We start from the raw sequence: 15,599 nt of genomic DNA, 5'->3' as shown, positions 1-15,599 counted from the left end.
ACCACGCCGGACAGACTCCTAGCATGGGCTGCATGACCTGTTACGCAGCCTTCCTGCGCGGCGTGAATGTCGGCGGCGTGAACATGAAGATGGCCGACGTCGCCGCGGCCCTGACCGCAACCGGGTTCGACAACGTGCGCACCGTCCTGGCCAGTGGCAACGTCGTCCTCGATGCCCGTGGATCGGCGTCGAGTGTCCGGACCAAAGCTGAAGCAGCGCTCCGTGATTCGTTCGGCTACGAAGCCTGGGTGCTGGTCTACGAACTCGACGCCGTCCGCGCCGTCGCCGCCGGCTATCCGTTCGAACCCGAGGTCGACGGCCACCACTCGTATGTGACGTTCGTCAGCGACGCGAAAGTTCTCGACGAACTCGCCTCGCTGGCCGGTGAAGCCGGCCCCGAGGAGAAGATCGCCCGCGGCGATGGCGTCCTGTACTGGCAGGTACCCAAGGCCTCCACCCTGGATTCGACCATCGGCAAGACGATGGGCAAGAAGCGCTACAAGTCGTCGACCACCACGCGCAACCTGCGCACACTGGCCAAGTTGGTGAAATGACAGCGAAGAAGATAGACGCCGGCCAGCTGCGCGGCGTCTCCGAGACAGCGCTGCTGACCCTCAACGGCCGCGCCCACCAGGCCGGTCTGCCCGGCGCGATCCTGCACGACCCGCTGGCCATCAAGCTGGTCGACTCGATCGACTTCGATTTCGACAAGTTCGGCCGCAAGGGCCAGGAGATGGCATTGCGATCACTGGCCGTCGACAGATGCGCGGTCAACTATCTCAAACAACACCCCAGGGCCACCGTCGTTGCGCTGGCCGAGGGTTTCCAGACCAGCTTCTGGCGATTGAGCGACGCCGTCGAAGATCCGCAGTTCCACTGGGTGTCGGTGGACCTGCCTCCGGTGATCGAGTTGCGCGAGCGACTACTGCCGTCCTCGCCGCGGATCACCAGCCTCGCCCAATCCGCCCTCGACTTCAGTTGGATGGACCAGGTGGACAGCAGCGATGGCGTGTTCATCACCGCCGAGGGTCTGCTGATGTACCTGCAGCCGGATGAGGCGATGGGGCTTATCGCCGAGTGCGCCAAGCGGTTTGCCGGTGGGCAGATGTTCTTCGATCTGCCGCCGGTTCTGGTCAAGAAGCTCGCCCCGAAGGGTATGCGATCCTCGCGGCACTACCGGGTGCCGCCGATGCCGTTCAGCCTGAGCACGAACCAGCTGGCCGAGCTGGTCAACACGGTGCCGGGAATCAAGGCCGTCCACGACATCCCGATGCCCCGGGGGCGCGGATTCTTCTTCAGCAAGGTGTTTCCAGCGCTCTGGGACTTCGGTCCGACGAAACGCTTCCGTGGGGCCTACACCCTGCTGGAATTCGGCTGAGTGAGGTGTCAGCCGAACGCCGCGTCCAGATACTGCAACGCCTCGACCTTGCCCAAGCCGAGGGCCCGCGCGGCCTCCACGTAGGCGCTGGCTGCGGCCGCCATCGCGGCATCGGCTGGATCGGCGCGGGCCACGAACGTCCCGAATCGGCCTCGGGTTTCGACGATCCCGGCGGTCTCCAACTCCCGGTAGGCGCGCGCCACGGTGTTGACGGCCAGGCCTAGCTGGCCGGCCAGTTCACGCACCGTCGGCAGTCGGGTGCCCGGTGGCAGCCGCCCTTCGCGGATACCCGCGATGACCTGTGTTCTCAACTGATCGAACAGCGGCCGCCCCGCCTGTTCGTCAATGCGCAACCAGACCCCCAACTCCGACACCTGCTAAGTATCGCTTAGACCGGCTATTTTGGGGGATGTGCGTATCGCGGTGCTGAGCGGGGCGGGGATATCCGCCGAGAGCGGTGTGCCGACATTTCGCGACGACAAGACCGGCCTGTGGGCCAAGTACGACCCCTATGAGTTGTCCAGCACCGACGGCTGGCAAAGCCATCCGGAACGGGTGTGGGCCTGGTATCTGTGGCGCCATCACCTGGTCGGGCGGGTGGCACCCAACGACGGTCACCGCGCACTGGCGGCCTGGCAGGACTACGCCGACGTCACGGTGATCACGCAGAATGTCGATGATCTGCACGAGCGGGCCGGCAGCAAGCCGGTCTATCACCTGCACGGCAGCCTGTCCGAGTTCTGGTGTGACACCTGCGGCTCTCGCTACCACGGCCCGCTGCCGGACATGCCCGAACCCGAATTGGCGAAGATGCCGCCGCACTGCGAATGCGGTGGACTGATCCGACCCGGCATCGTCTGGTTCGGTGAGCAACTACCCGACGAACCGTGGCAGGCGGCAGTGGAGGCGACCGCCACCGCCGACGTCATGGTGGTGGTCGGCACCTCGGGGATCGTGTACCCGGCGGCCGGACTGCCCGACGTAGCCCTGGCCCGGGGCGTCACGGTGATCGAGATCAACCCGGAGCCGACACCGCTGACGGCCAACGCCACCGTTTCGATCCAGGCGTCGGCGAGCACGGCGCTGCCCCGGCTGCTCCAACAGCTGCCCGAGCTCCTCCAGAATTAGGCCCTGCTCGCCCGTCCCAGCGCGACCTCTTGCACCGGCAGGGGCACCCACGCCGGGAAGGTCGCCTCGTGGCGGGCGGTGTCGATGACGAATCCGGCACCGGCGATCGAGCTCTCCGTCTCGCGGTGGGTGTGGCAGTTCCCGGCGAACCGCGGCCAGATGGTGGCGTCGGCCAGGCGCTGCAACCCACCCCGCCAGCCCGGTGTGGCGATGTGCTCGAAGTAGCGCAGCTCGCCGCCCGGCTTCAGCGCCGCGTGAAGTTGCCGAAGCACCGCATCCGGGTTTGCCACCGAGCACAACACCAGCGAGCACACCACCGCATCGAAGGGTTCAGTCGCGGGCATCGTCTCGACCGTCGACTCGATCACCGTAACCGGGACCGGGGCGGCCGCGGCGGCCTGTTTGGCCAGCGGCGCCAGGCGGGTCTCCGGCTCCAGCGCGACGACCTCGCTCACCGTGTCGGGATAGAACGCGAAGTTGGTTCCGGTGCCGGCCCCCACCTCGAGGACACGCCCGGACAGGCCCGCGAGATTGTCTCGACGGAGGTCGCGCATGGCCCTCGACTCGTGGGCCGACAACACCTTCCAGCAGCGGGCGAAAAACGGATGATCGACGGTCTGCGGCGTCATGTCTGTGATGTCCTCCCTGTTCAGCCCCCACCCTAGTCGTAGGGGTTTTTGGCCTCGGGTGTGACCAACCTGACTCACGAGTAACCAGCGACCTGACTCGGGAGTAAGAATTGCCATGAAACTCCGAATCCCGGCTCAAGGATTCCTTAAAAGCGGCTCATAGAGTCCTGGGTATGTGGATCGACGACACCAATGCCGATGTCATCAAAATCGATTTTGATGCGCTCTACCACGGCGACTTCCTCGTGGAGGGTGACACCTCGGAGCAGTTCGAGGACAAGCCCCCGCTCGCTAACGCCAGCTGAGCGCAGCGCCGATCGGCGCCTCACCGCGAACCCGCGGTTTGGCGCTTCTCGGAGCTTCGATACGCGTGCAGTGCCCGCCTGAGTTCAGGCGGGCACTTTCGCGTCTTCGCTCGGTTCGACCATTCCAGCCAGTCGGCCGGCGATGATGTCCTCGGCTTCGTTGACGATCCGGCTGATGAGCTCGCCGCAGGTCGGGATGTCGTTGATCAGGCCCATCGCGGTGCCGACGGTCCAGATGCCGGCGTCGATATCACCGTCGTCGAACACCTTGCGGCCACGCACGCCGGCGACCAGGTCCTTGACGTCCTCGAACTGACCGCCGCCGGCGAGGATCTCCACGACTTCGCGCGAGACGACGTTGGAGGCCACCCGGGCGGTGTTGTGCAGGCTGCGGAAGATCAGCTCGGTGCCGCGCTCGTCGCCGGCCACGATGGCTTCCTTGACGTTCTGGTGGATGCAGGACTCCACGGTGCACATGAATCGTGAGCCCATGTTGATGCCGTCGGCGCCCAGGGCCAGCGCGGCCACCAGGCCGCGGGCATCGGCGAACCCGCCCGAGGCGATCATCGGGATCTCGATCTTGTCGGCCGCGGCCGGGATCAGCACCAGGCCCGGGATGTCGTCCTCGCCGGGATGTCCGGCGCACTCGAAACCGTCGATGCTGATGCCGTCCACACCCAGGCTCTGCGCCTTGACCGCATGGCGCACCGACGTGCACTTGTGCAGCACCTTGATGCCGTTGTCGTGGAACATCGGCAGGTGCGGGGCCGGGTTGGACCCGGCGGTCTCCACGATCTTGATGCCGGCGTCGACAATCACCTGGCGGTACTCGTCATAGGGCGGCGGGTTGATCGTGGGCAGGATCGTCAGGTTCACCCCGAACGGCTTGTCGGTCATGTCGCGGGTGCGCGCGATCTCGTTGGCCAGGTCGGCCGGCGTGGGCTGGGTGAGGGCGGTGATAAAACCTAGAGCCCCCGCGTTCGCCACCGCTGCAACAAGTTCCGCGCGCCCCACCCACTGCATACCGCCCTGGGCGATCGGGTGCTCCACACCGAAGGCCTCGGTGAACTTCGTCGTCAGAGTCATGTCTACCTCGGAGCCATCCGGATCGCCCCGTCGAGGCGGATCACTTCGCCGTTGAGCATCGGGTTCTCGACGATATGCGTGGCCAGCGCGCCGTACTCGTCGGGGTCACCGAGGCGGGCCGGGTGCGGCACCTGCTGACCGAGTGAGCGCTGGGCCTCTTCGGGCAGCGAGCCCAGCAACGGGGTCTTGAACAAGCCCGGCGCGATTGTGCACACCCGGATCAGGCTGCGCGACAGGTCGCGAGCGATCGGCAGCGTCATGCCGACTACACCGCCCTTGGACGCCGAGTAGGCGGCCTGACCGATCTGGCCCTCGAAGGCGGCGACCGACGCGGTGTTGATGATGACGCCGCGCTCCTCGCCCTTGAGCGGTTCCTGCTTGGCGATCCGCTCAGCGGCCAGGCGCAGCACGTTGAAGGTGCCGATCAGGTTGACCTCGACGACCTTCTTGAACGCATCCAGCGGAAACGGGCCGTCCTTGCCCAGGGTCTTGATGGCGTTGCCGATGCCCGCGCAGTTGACGTTGATGCGCACAGGGCCCATCGACTCGGCAACATCCAGCGCCTTGGTGACCGCCTCTTCGTCGGTGACGTTGGCGGCGACGAACTTGGCGCGCTCGCCCAGCTCGGCCACGACCTCTTCACCCTTGAGGTCGATCACCACCACGGAAGCGCCCTTGTCGAGCAGGCGCTTGGTGGTTGCCAGGCCCAGGCCCGAGGCACCGCCGGTGACGACGGCAACGGCGTCCTTGATCTCCACGAATGAGTTTCCTTTCGGCTAAGTCGACCTACTGGTTGGTTGGGGACTATACCCAGTCCCGCAACACCGCGTCGTTGTCGGCCCCCGGGACGCCGGGCGCCTTCGGCGCATCGAGCTCGGTCCGGGAGAACCGCGGAGCCGGCGCGGGAAACATCGAACCTTGTTCGGTGTAGAAGGTATCGCGCTCGGTGTTGTGGGCCTCGGTGTCCACCTCGGCGAATGAGAGAACCGGAGTACAGCAGGCGTCGCTGGTGGCGAACACCTTGGCCCAATGGTCGCGGTCCTGGGCGGCGAAGGTCTCGGTGAGCACCGCGCGCAGCTCCGGCCAGCGGGCCACGTCGTTCTGGTCGGGCAGGTCGGCGGCGTTCAGGCCCAGTTTCTCCAGCAGCTCGGCGTAGAACTGCGGCTCGATCGCGCCGACCGCGACGTAGCGGCCGTCGGCGCATTCGTAGGTGTCGTAGTAGGGCGCGCCGGTGTCGAGCATGTTGGTGCCGCGCACGTCGCTCCACATGCCCATGTGGCGAAACGCCCACATCATGGTGGCCAGGACGCTCGAGCCGTCGACCATCGCGGCGTCGATGACCTGGCCCTTGCCGGACCGCTCCCGCTCCCACAGCGCCGACAGGATGCCGACGAGCAGGAACATCGAGCCGCCGCCGAAATCACCGGCCAGGTTCAGCGGCGGGACCGGACGCTCGTTGACCCGGCCGACGGCGTGCAGCACACCGTTCAGCGAGATGTAGTTGATGTCGTGGCCGGCCTGCTGGCTGCGCGGACCGGTCTGACCCCACCCGGTCATCCGGGCGTAGATCAGCCGCTCGTTGACCTTGGCACAGTCCTCCGGGCCCAGGCCCAGACGCTCGGTGACGCCGGGCCGGAAGCCTTCGATCAGCACGTCGGCCTTCGCGATGAGCCCGAGCACCATGTCGCGATCGGCGGGGTCTTTGAGGTTGGCACCCACCGAGCGACGGTTACGCAGAAGGTAGTCATTGCTGGGGGTTCCGGTGCCCTTGCCGAGCCGATCGATGCGAACGACGTCGGCGCCGAGGTCGCCGAGGATCATCGCGGCGTGCGGACCGGGGCCGATGCCCGCCAGCTCGACGACGCGCAACCCGTGCAGTGGTCCGGCCATAGCTGTCTACCCTCCAGTTGATTGATCGCCGCCTTAACTATTTACACCTGGGCTGACCCGGCGCGGCCTGCGCCCCCGTCGACGCCTAAGGTGCAGCCATGACGACCATCGACGCCTACGCCGGCATCCCGGAGCTGACCGTGTCGCTCGACGGCGGACTGCTCACGGTGACACTCAATCGTCCGGACAGCCTGAACTCGCTGAACGCGGCGATGTTGCGCACGCTGGCCGATGTCCTGGCGCACGCGGCCGACGACCCCGCTGTGCGGGTGGTTCGCCTCGGCGGGGCGGGCCGCGGGTTCAGCTCGGGCGCGGGCATCAGCGCCGAGGACCAGTCGAACCGCAGGCCGGATACACCGGACGAAGTTCTACAGGAAGCGAACCGCGCGGTGCGGGCGATCGTGAATCTGCCCAAGCCGGTGGTGGCGGTGGTGCAGGGCCCGACGGCCGGGGTCGGGGTGTCGCTGGCGCTGGCCTGCGACATCGTATTGGCTTCGGAGAAGGCGTTCTTTCTGTTGGCGTTCACCAAGATCGGGCTGATGCCCGACGGCGGCGCGTCGGCGTTGGTCGCCGCGTCCATCGGCCGGGCCCGCGCGATGAAGATGGCGCTTCTCGCCGAACGTGTTTCCGCCGCCGAGGCCTTCGACAGCGGTCTGGTCAGTTCGGTGCACCCGGCCGACGAGCTGGAGGCCGGGGCGGCCGCGGTGATCGACAGGCTGGCGTCCGGGCCGGCGATCGCGCTGCGCAAGACCAAGCAGGCGATCAACGCGGCGACGTTGACCGAGCTCGAGCCAGCGATCGGCCGGGAGAGCGAAGGCCAGTTGGTCCTGTTGGGCACCAGGGATTTCCGCGAGGGCACCAAGGCATTTCAGGAGCATCGCTCCCCCACCTTCACTGACGACTAGGTCGCTGGCAGGCCTACACCTCTCTTCTCCGAAACGCGATATCACCGGTGATATCGCGTTTCGGGAAAGCCACATGTTCCCTGACCCCTGGCCGAAGGTCACCCGGAATTGTCGGACGTCCTCGCCATCATGAGGCGATGCCGAACTACACCTACCGAGCCGAGTGGTCCGACGACTACTGCCAGTACCTTGGGCTCTGCCTGGAGTTCAAGGGCCGCTACGCGACAGCGCTGACGCCGCATGAAGCGATCGAGCGGGTCGAGAAACTTATAGCCCGAGAACTCGAAGAACTGGCCGACCTCGGCATCGATCCACCGGAGTCGCTGACCGACCACCACTACAGCGGCAAGTTCGCGGTGCGCACCTCCCCCGTGCTGCACGAGCGGCTGATCATCGAGGCCGCCGAACAGGGCATCTCATTGAACAAGTGGGTGAGTTACAAACTCGCCGGCCGCGCCGCGCCGTCCATCGACGACCTCTTCGACTGACCCGAAAATCGTTGGACGTGGCGCCGATCGGTCAGCGACCATCGATGTCATGAGTACGAACTGCGACACCGACGAGCCGGTGCGGACCACCGGCCGTTGGCGCGTGCTCGCGCCCTTCCAGTTCCGCGAATTCCGCTTGCTCATCACGGCGATGTCGCTATTCCTGTTCGCCGAAGGCATGTGGACGGTGGTGATGGCGCTTCAGGTCATCGCCCTGGCCGACGATCCGGCCGCGCTGTCCCTGGTCGCCGCCTGCCTGGCCGGCGGCATGCTGGCCTTCATGCTGGTCGGCGGTATCGTCGCCGACCGCGCCCCACAGCGCGCGATCATCATCGCCGTCGAGGTCGCCAATGCCGCGGCGACCGGTGCGGTTGCCATCCTCGGCCTGGCAGGCGAGCTGCAACTCTGGCATATGGCCGTTGCCGCAACGGTTCTCGGCATCGGCGCGGCCTTCTTCTTCCCGGCCTACAACGCGTACCTGCCGCGGATCCTGCCGGCCGAACACCTGCTGGCCGCCAACGGCGTCGAGGGCGCGGTCCGGCCGACCTTGCAGCAGGCTGTCGGCCCCGCGGTGGCCGGTGTCCTCGTCGGGCTCACCTTCCCCGCGCTCGGCTCGGTGACGGTGACCGTGCTGATGGTGACCGGACTGGTCCTTCTGGTGTCGATGCACCCAGGCGAAGGCAAGCACATCGTGCTGACCGTCGACCGCGAGAAGCCGCACGTGCTCACCGATCTGCGCGACGGTCTGCGCTTCGTGGTGCACACGCCATGGCTGCGCTGGACGCTGTTGTTCGCCAGCACCTGGGTGTTCCTGGCACTGGGTCCGATCGAGGTGCTGTTGCCGTTCATCGCTCGTGAGCGGTTCGCCCACGGCGAGCAGGTATACGGCCTGATGCTTGCCGCGTTCGGGGTGGGCAGCGCGGTCGGTGCAATGGTCGTGTCCTCCCGGCCACTGCCGCGCCGCTACCTCACGGTGATGATGACGATGTGGGGCGTGGGCTCGCTGCCGTTCGTGATCGTCGGTACGACGTCCTCGCTGCCGGTGATGCTGATTGCGCTGTTCGTCATCGGTCTCGCCGAAGGCGCCGGCGTCATCTGGGGAACTCTGCTGCAGCGGCGGGTACCGCCGCACATGCTGGGCCGGGTGTCCAGCCTGGACTTCTTCGTCTCGCTGGCATTCATGCCGGTGTCGATGGCCGTCGCCGGCCCGCTGTCCAAGGTGGTCCCGATCGAGGTCATCTTCGCCGTGACCGGTGTCGCGCCGGTGCTGCTCGCAGCGATCGCGCTCGTTGCGGCACGGATGACGCGCGATGAGATCGCGCACCCGCTGAGTTAGTCCCACACGCCGAACATCGGCGGCAGCGCCAGCACCATGATCAGCCCCCACACCATGTGGGTCAGGACCGGTGCCAGCACTCCGCCGGTGGCGCGGCGTTCGACGGCACACACCGCGCCCAGGATGACAGCGGCGAAGCCGAGCATCGGGTTGCCGCCGGCCGATGTGGCCACCGCATACAACAGCGTGGAGATCACCACCGGATGAAACGCACCCAGTGCGGGATACACAGCGCCGCGGAAGAACAATTCCTCGGCAAGACCGTTCACCAGCGTGATCGCGACGATCAGCGCGAGGCTGCCGTGATTGGCGTACTCCAGCACCCGGGTGATGCGCTCGGCCACCGGCCCGATCTCGCGGGCCACCAACCCGCCGACCACGAACACGCCGCCCAGCAGCAATCCGATCGCGATCCCGGTGAGCACCGGGCGCCGGTTGCGCCCGCGCCAGCGGATACACCCCAGGTGCAGCGGCCCGGACAACAGCGCCCCCAGGGCCCATACCGCCGCAAGCGCCAGCGTCAGCCAGTAGAACGTCGTGTCACCGGGCGTTCGGGTCAGCGAGTAGCCGAGCAACACCGCCCCGAGGACCAGCACTATGCACACGACGACGCGCCTGCGCCGAATCATCGACGGCCATTCCTGTTGCCGAACAGCCGAATTGGTGACCACGGCGCGGATCTCGGACAACACCGTCATAGCGCCCGAGCCTTCGCCAGGAGCAGATCCGGTCGAGGCGTCACCGTCGCAACCGCTCGCGGCGATCGGCCGGACGCCGCGGCGGCGACGGCATCGGCGATCGTGGTGAGCCCACCCGGCGGATCTGGCACGTGGTCACGTAGGACAGTGTCGGAGGCCGTCATCGGATGATCCAGCGATTCGATGAAATCGACGGCCGGCCCGCTGGTCACCGGTACCGCGGCGCAGGTGACCACAATCCACAGCGACTTCACACTACGAATATCGGCAGTCTGGCGCCGACCCAAACCTAGGAAGGGTCACGGTGCAGGTCGATGAGGTGTTCGTAGACCGCGGCGTTGTGGCGGTTGCCCTCGAGCTCGGCGTCGGACAGCTCGCGCCGGACCTTGGCCGGCACCCCGGCGGCCAGCGACCGCGGCGGCACGACCATTCCCTGGGGCACCACCGCCCCGGCGGCCACGATCGAGCCCGCCCCGATGACCGCGCCGTTGAGCACGATGGCGCCCATCCCGATCAGGGATCCATCCTCCACCGTGCAGCCGTGCAACACCGCGTTGTGCCCGACGGTCACGCCGGCACCGATCCGCGCCGGGAACCCGGGGTCGACGTGCACGGTGGAACCGTCCTGAATGTTGCTGCCCGCACCGACGTCGATCCACTCGGCCTCGGCGCGCAACGTCGCCGAGTACCAGACGCTGACCCGCGATGCGAGCCGCACCTGGCCGATCACCGCCGCGTTGGGCGCGATCCAGGACTCGGCGTGCAGGTCGGGAGTGTGTCCGCGCACGGACATGATCAGTGGTTCGGCCATGGCCGACATCGTAGGCAGACCGCTCGGCTGCCTTCGCACGCACGCACCCCGACTAGGGCTCTGACCTGCGGATACACCGCCCGTTTTGAGCCTGACACTTTGCTGCCAGTACGATTCTGCACGGCGCAGCGGTAACGGGGACCCGCTTTTCGCCGACTCCACTAGTGACTCAAAGGAGCCCAAGTGAGCACTCGTACCAAGTCCCTGGGCGTCGTCGCGGCGCTGGCGGCCATCGCCGTCGCGATCCCGACCGCCGTCCAGGCCTACGCCGAACCGACGCCGACGACCACCACTCCGGCGGCGCCGACGACATCGGAGATCCCGGTGCCCAGCATGAGCCAGCTGCCCGACCCACAGGGTTCCGGCTGCGACGCCTACAAGAACCGGATTCCCACCGGAGCCGGCTCGTTCAAGAGCATGGGCAACCAGCCCGCGTCCGCGGCCATCGCCGCCAACCCCGACCTGAGCACGTTCAGCGCGGCGATCTCCGGCCAGCTCAACCCGGCGGTCGACATCGTCAGCGTGCTCGACGGGGGCCCGTACGTGGTCTTCGCACCGACCAACGATGCGTTCGCCAAGCTGGACGAGGCGACACTGGAGCAGCTCAAGAGTGACCCGGCGTTGCTGACCTCGACGCTCTTCTACCACATGGTGCTCGGCTACCTCGGCCCCGACGATGTGGCGGGCACCATGCCCACTCAGCAGGGCAGCCTGGTGACGGTGACCGGCAAGGGTGGCGACATCAAGATCAACGACACCGCCAAGGTGGTGTGTAGCTACACCGCGCGCGGTGCCTACATCTACATGATCGACACCGTGCTCAGCCCCGGTGACGCACCGGAGCCCGACGTGGCGACGACCACCACGACGACGAGCTCCACCGAGTCGGAGAGCCCCACCACGACTCCGACCTCACTACCGGCCGAGGCGCCGTCGACGACGTCGACGACGACGACCACCCAGCCTGCCTAGCGGACCGAACCCGTCAGCGCGCCTTCCAGACCGGCTGACGCTTCTCGGCGAAGGCCAGCGGGCCTTCCTTGGCGTCCTCGGATTTCATCAGGGCGCCGATCTCGCGCATGGTGCGCGACCAGCCGGCCTCATCGGCGGTGATGGTCCCGTCGTCGACACCCACCGCGACCCGCTTGCTGGCCTGCACGGCCAGCGGTGCGTTGACGGTGATCCGCTGCGCCAGAGCCAGCGCGGCGTCGACGACCGTGCCGTCGGGTACGACCTCGTTGATCAGGCCCCACTCGAGCGCTTCGGTCGCGGTGATCGGCTCGCCGGTGAACAGCAGTTGCATGGCTACCTTGCGCGGCAGCTGATCGACGATACGGAACACTCCGCCCGCCGCGGCGACCAGGCCTCGTTTGACCTCCGGCAGCCCGAACTTGGCGCTGGATTCGGCGACCACCAGGTCGCTGGCCAGGGCCAGTTCGGTGCCGCCACCGAGCGCGGTGCCGTTGACCGCGGCGATGGTGGGCTTGTCGATGAAGTGGCGGACGTATCCGGCGAACCCCCACTCCGGGTGTTGCGGGTGAAACAGGTTCTCCCGCCGCGAGATTGCCTTCAGGTCCGCGCCCGCGCAGAACGATTTGTCACCGGCACCGGTGATCACCACAGCCCAGACGCCGGCGTCATCCTGAGCTTGCTGCAGCAGGTCACCGACCGCGGTGCTGACCGCGCCGTTGACGGCGTTGCGGGCATCGGGGCGGTTAATCGTGATGAGCAGGACGTTGCCCCGCCGCTCACCGAGAGCGGCGGGGGTCTCGACGTCGGTCACGCTCAGAGCAGCTCGAGGATGGTGGCGTTGGCCTGGCCGCCGCCTTCGCACATGGTCTGCAGGCCGTAGCGAATTCCCTTGTCCCGCATGTGGTAGAGCAGTGTGGTCATGATCCGCGCACCGGAGCCGCCGAGCGGGTGCCCCAGCGCGATCGCGCCACCGTTGGGGTTCAGCTTCTTCTCGTCGGCGCCGAACTCCTTGAGCCAGGCCATCGGAACGGGCGCGAAGGCCTCGTTGACCTCGAAGACACCGATGTCGTCGAGGCTCAGGCCCGACTTCGCCAGCGCCTTCTGGGTGGCCGGGATCGGAGCGCTCAGCATCATCACCGGGTCGGCACCGGCCAGCGTTGCCGTGTGCACCCGGGCGATCGGCTTGAGCCCCAGCGACTTCGCCTTCTCCGCCGACATGAACAGCAGGGCGGCCGAACCGTCGGAGATCTGCGAGGAGTTGCCGGCGTGGATCACGCCGTCCTCGGAGAACGCCGGCTTGAGCTGGCCCATCTTCTCCAGTGTGGTGCCGCGGCGGATACCCTCGTCCTTGAGCACCACGTTGCCCTCGGGATCCTTGATCGCCACGATCTGATCATCGAACGCGCCGGAATCCTGTGCGGCAGCCGCCTTGTCGTGTGAGCCCAGGGAGAACTCATCCAGCGCGGTGCGGTCCAGGCCCCACTTGGTGGCCATCATCTCCGCGCCGACGCCCTGGTTGGGCGTGCGGTCGTAGCGGCCCTTGAAACCGGCCGAGTAGGGGTTGCCGCCGTTGGCCAGCGATGCGCCCATGGGGGTACGCGACATCGACTCGACGCCACCGGCGACGACGACGTCGTAGTGGCCGGCCACTACACCGGCTGCGGCGAAGTGCACCGACTGCTGGCTGGAACCACACTGACGGTCGACCGTCACCCCGGGAACCGTCTCGGGCCAGCCCGCGGTCAGCACCGCGGTGCGGGCGATGTCCAGCGCCTGCTCGCCGGCCTGCATGACACAGCCCCAGATGACGTCCTCGACGATCTCGGGATCGATCCCGGCGCGCTCGGCCAGGCCGTTGAGCACCTGGGCCGACAGTTCGGCGGGGTGCACACCGGACAATCCACCGTTGCGCTTGCCGACCGGCGAACGCACAGCTTCGACAATTACCGCTTCAGCCATCGGCCTACTCCTTAGACGCAGAGGGGTTGATCTTCGATTAATAACACGTCCCCTCTGGGAGGCTTCGGGCGGGTCAACCAACCGTTCGGTCAGCCCGCCCGGTGCCCTACTTCCCCGACGTGACGTGCACCGGCAACGTGTCGTCCCAGGGCTGGCGGGTGACCATGTCGGCGACCTCGACGTAGCCGGTCTCGAACTCGCCGGTCGCGGCGTCGACCAGCCGGTACTCCTGTCGCTGCCGGTGGATCGGCTGGCCGTCGAGCAGAACGACCCTGACCTCACCGGGCTCGAAGTGGCAGCGCTTCTGCATCGCGGCGATGAGCTGCTCGTTGTGCATGTGCCCATCGCCGAAATTCCAACCGATCGCCATGCTGCAGATGCGTTCGCCGTCGGTGATGGAGTAGGCCTCTTCGTCTACGTCGTTGTTGCCATAAGCCATGGCCCGGTGCGCCAGGGTGAACAGGGCTTTGCCGTGGGTGTTGAACGCCCGGAACGCATACCCCATGAAGATCGGGATCTGCGCGGCTTCCTTGCTGCCGTAGAACTTTTCGAGCTGAGCGGCCGGCATGTTGGCGATCGTCACCAGGTTCTGCTCGATCTTGGCCTCGGCCGAGGGCTTCACGCACCACAGGGTGGTATCCCAGTTGCCGGCGTAGTAACGCATTCCCGGCAGGAAGGAAACCTTGCGCGGCACCGTGTTTCCCAGCACCACCGTCACGGCGAGCACCAGGAACAGCAGGATCGGCCACGGGCTGGTGATGTCGGTGATCCCAATCTGGGCATGCGCGACGAACAACGACAACACCGAGAAGATCATGAAGACGTTCCACTCCAGCGGCACACCCATCGGGATGGCCGACAGGATGCCGAAATGGAAGCACACCATGACGAACGCGGCGATCGCGGTCGGCCAGCCGCCGTGGGAGAAGAACAACACCAGCGGCACCAGTCCCTCGATGGCCGTGCTGACATGCGCCAGGATGTGCGACATCGGGCCGGGCCGAAGGTCTTCGGGGAACTTCTTGAAGAACATCCGCTTGAGGAACCGCGGCCGCACCACCGGGCTGTTGGACATCATCGTGGAGATGACGAACGGGAAGTGCCGGGTGAGCTTGGAGGTCGCCGCGCCGATCCAGATCGCCATGCACACCAGCTTGGCCGCGATGATGACATCGACGCCGGCGAACAGGAAGGCGACCGCGAACGCGCCGTACACCTCGCCGCGGGCAGCCAGGAAGATCACCTTGTCGCGCAACCCCGCCAACGCCAGTAGCGCGACGACCGTCGCGATCTGCCAGGTCGGCAGCAGACCCACCGTGGTCCCCAGTTCCGGGATCGGCCCGGTGCCGTCGGAGAACAAGGCCACCAGAAGCATCACGATCAGCGCCGCATACAGCACCACGTCAACGGGACCGCGGCTGTCACCCTTCGTCAGCGGCACCAGGTTGGGCCATGGTGGCAGCCGGATCGTCTTGGGGCGCAACCAGTACAGGATCGAGCCCATCGGCGGCCAGAACCGATTGTTGAGCGGACCGAAACCGCACCCGAGCCCGACGACCTCGAACAGCATCGTGTAGAGCACGGCCTTTTCGTAGACGATCGGTTCCGACCACCACGAGCCGATGTCGGTCAGCCCACCGATGCCGGTGGTGGCCAGTCCGAACAGTGCACCGACGAAGACATAGAGCAGGATCTTGACGACATAGAACAGATGCAGGGCCACCGGGGTGCCGAAGCCGACCTCGGCCCAGTGCCGCGCCATCGGCTTGATCTTCTCGGCACGGGTGCCCTTGCTCCACGACTCGAAGTCGATGACGGGCACTTCTTGCTTCAGAAATCCCATGCCGAAACACTAGAACGTGTTCTAGTCATGCGGGAGTGATTTCCCGCGCCGCGGGACTTTCCGCGAGCAGCTGTCTGGGGGGCTGCGCCCGGTGGTGGAGGATGAAAATTTGGCCGTGGTGTTCGGCCTGGTGAGGTGCTTGCGTCGCAGACGGGCGGGGTCAACCATGAA

Annotated in this window: 19 protein-coding genes; 8 read left to right on the top strand and 11 right to left on the bottom strand. The window is 66.7% G+C overall.

The genetic code is table 11. The features are described 5' to 3' along the window. Positions 1-32 precede the first annotated feature (32 nt). Complete coding sequence (locus tag ORI27_RS10260) at positions 33-554, top strand: DUF1697 domain-containing protein (RefSeq protein ID WP_265996676.1); 522 nt, start codon at positions 33-35, stop codon at positions 552-554. Beyond that, complete coding sequence (locus ORI27_RS10255; protein WP_265996675.1) at positions 551-1,378, top strand: class I SAM-dependent methyltransferase; 828 nt, start codon at positions 551-553, stop codon at positions 1,376-1,378. The genes ORI27_RS10260 and ORI27_RS10255 overlap by 4 nt, the downstream gene beginning before the upstream one ends. Positions 1,379-1,386: 8 nt before the next feature. On the opposite strand, the gene ORI27_RS10250 is transcribed toward ORI27_RS10255, so the two are convergent. Beyond that, complete coding sequence (locus ORI27_RS10250) at positions 1,387-1,752, bottom strand: GntR family transcriptional regulator (protein WP_265996673.1); 366 nt, start codon at positions 1,750-1,752, stop codon at positions 1,387-1,389. Positions 1,753-1,789: 37 nt separating this feature from the next. Between ORI27_RS10250 and ORI27_RS10245 the strand changes: the two genes are divergently transcribed. Next, positions 1,790-2,506 carry an NAD-dependent deacylase gene (locus tag ORI27_RS10245; protein WP_265996672.1) on the top strand — a complete coding sequence of 239 codons (717 nt, stop codon included), beginning with the start codon at positions 1,790-1,792 and terminating at the stop codon, positions 2,504-2,506. On the opposite strand, the gene ORI27_RS10240 is transcribed toward ORI27_RS10245, so the two are convergent. After that, the gene (locus ORI27_RS10240; RefSeq protein ID WP_265996671.1) at positions 2,503-3,135 is read right to left on the bottom strand and encodes a class I SAM-dependent methyltransferase; all 633 of its coding nucleotides are present in this window, start codon (positions 3,133-3,135) and stop codon (positions 2,503-2,505) included. The two genes, ORI27_RS10245 and ORI27_RS10240, sit on opposite strands and share 4 nt — an antisense overlap. 173 nt (positions 3,136-3,308) lie before the next feature. On the opposite strand from ORI27_RS10240, the gene ORI27_RS10235 reads away from it, so the two are divergent. Then, positions 3,309-3,440 carry a hypothetical protein gene (locus tag ORI27_RS10235; RefSeq protein WP_265996669.1) on the top strand — a complete coding sequence of 44 codons (132 nt, stop codon included), beginning with the start codon at positions 3,309-3,311 and terminating at the stop codon, positions 3,438-3,440. Between the two features lie 84 nt (positions 3,441-3,524). Here ORI27_RS10235 and ORI27_RS10230 read toward each other — a convergent pair whose 3' ends face one another. Genes ORI27_RS10230 through ORI27_RS10220 form a run of 3 tightly spaced genes read right to left on the bottom strand, consistent with a single transcriptional unit; the run spans position 3,525 to position 6,416 of the window. Further along, positions 3,525-4,526, bottom strand: a complete 1,002-nt coding sequence (locus ORI27_RS10230; RefSeq protein WP_265996668.1) for an NAD(P)H-dependent flavin oxidoreductase — start codon at positions 4,524-4,526, stop codon at positions 3,525-3,527. A gap of 2 nt (positions 4,527-4,528) precedes the next feature. Next, entirely contained in the window at positions 4,529-5,284 is a 756-nt protein-coding gene (locus ORI27_RS10225) for a 3-hydroxyacyl-CoA dehydrogenase (RefSeq protein WP_265996667.1), read from the bottom strand. Positions 5,285-5,330: 46 nt separating this feature from the next. Further along, positions 5,331-6,416, bottom strand: a complete 1,086-nt coding sequence (locus ORI27_RS10220; protein ID WP_265996666.1) for a CaiB/BaiF CoA transferase family protein — start codon at positions 6,414-6,416, stop codon at positions 5,331-5,333. A gap of 98 nt (positions 6,417-6,514) precedes the next feature. On the opposite strand from ORI27_RS10220, the gene ORI27_RS10215 reads away from it, so the two are divergent. The 3 genes from ORI27_RS10215 (at position 6,515) to tet(V) (ending at position 9,145) form a co-directional block, all read left to right on the top strand. Then, the gene (locus ORI27_RS10215) at positions 6,515-7,321 is read left to right on the top strand and encodes an enoyl-CoA hydratase (RefSeq protein WP_265996664.1); all 807 of its coding nucleotides are present in this window, start codon (positions 6,515-6,517) and stop codon (positions 7,319-7,321) included. A 137-nt stretch (positions 7,322-7,458) separates the two neighbouring features. Next, positions 7,459-7,809 (top strand): type II toxin-antitoxin system HicB family antitoxin, encoded by a 351-nt coding sequence (locus ORI27_RS10210; RefSeq protein ID WP_265996663.1) that lies wholly within the window; start codon positions 7,459-7,461, stop codon positions 7,807-7,809. Positions 7,810-7,858: 49 nt separating this feature from the next. Continuing rightward, positions 7,859-9,145 carry a tetracycline efflux MFS transporter Tet(V) gene (gene tet(V), locus ORI27_RS10205; RefSeq protein ID WP_265996662.1) on the top strand — a complete coding sequence of 429 codons (1,287 nt, stop codon included), beginning with the start codon at positions 7,859-7,861 and terminating at the stop codon, positions 9,143-9,145. Here the strand turns inward: tet(V) and ORI27_RS10200 are convergent. The 3 genes from ORI27_RS10200 to ORI27_RS10190 are packed head-to-tail and all read right to left on the bottom strand — an operon-like array spanning position 9,142 to position 10,654. Then, a complete protein-coding gene (locus tag ORI27_RS10200; RefSeq protein WP_265996661.1) occupies positions 9,142-9,843 on the bottom strand; it encodes a CPBP family intramembrane glutamic endopeptidase in 702 nt (233 codons plus the stop codon). The two genes, tet(V) and ORI27_RS10200, sit on opposite strands and share 4 nt — an antisense overlap. After that, positions 9,840-10,097 (bottom strand): hypothetical protein, encoded by a 258-nt coding sequence (locus tag ORI27_RS10195; RefSeq protein WP_265996660.1) that lies wholly within the window; start codon positions 10,095-10,097, stop codon positions 9,840-9,842. The genes ORI27_RS10200 and ORI27_RS10195 overlap by 4 nt, the downstream gene beginning before the upstream one ends. Before the next feature lie 35 nt (positions 10,098-10,132). Continuing rightward, positions 10,133-10,654 (bottom strand): gamma carbonic anhydrase family protein, encoded by a 522-nt coding sequence (locus tag ORI27_RS10190; protein WP_265996658.1) that lies wholly within the window; start codon positions 10,652-10,654, stop codon positions 10,133-10,135. A 183-nt stretch (positions 10,655-10,837) separates the two neighbouring features. Between ORI27_RS10190 and ORI27_RS10185 the strand changes: the two genes are divergently transcribed. Further along, a complete protein-coding gene (locus tag ORI27_RS10185; protein ID WP_265996657.1) occupies positions 10,838-11,626 on the top strand; it encodes a fasciclin domain-containing protein in 789 nt (262 codons plus the stop codon). Between the two features lie 13 nt (positions 11,627-11,639). Here ORI27_RS10185 and ORI27_RS10180 read toward each other — a convergent pair whose 3' ends face one another. The 3 genes from ORI27_RS10180 to ORI27_RS10170 form a co-directional block, all read right to left on the bottom strand. Further along, a complete protein-coding gene (locus ORI27_RS10180; RefSeq protein WP_265996656.1) occupies positions 11,640-12,437 on the bottom strand; it encodes a crotonase/enoyl-CoA hydratase family protein in 798 nt (265 codons plus the stop codon). A gap of 2 nt (positions 12,438-12,439) precedes the next feature. Then, complete coding sequence (locus ORI27_RS10175) at positions 12,440-13,585, bottom strand: thiolase family protein (protein WP_265996655.1); 1,146 nt, start codon at positions 13,583-13,585, stop codon at positions 12,440-12,442. Positions 13,586-13,691: 106 nt separating this feature from the next. Then, the gene (locus ORI27_RS10170) at positions 13,692-15,428 is read right to left on the bottom strand and encodes a DUF3556 domain-containing protein (RefSeq protein WP_265996654.1); all 1,737 of its coding nucleotides are present in this window, start codon (positions 15,426-15,428) and stop codon (positions 13,692-13,694) included. Between the last annotated feature and the right edge of the window lie 171 nt (positions 15,429-15,599).

Source organism: Mycobacterium pinniadriaticum (genome assembly GCF_026242045.1).
Classification (GTDB): Bacteria; Actinomycetota; Actinomycetes; order Mycobacteriales; family Mycobacteriaceae; genus Mycobacterium; species Mycobacterium pinniadriaticum.
The sequence above is the reverse complement of the archived record's forward strand: the minus strand, read 5'-3'. Positions and strand labels throughout refer to the sequence as shown.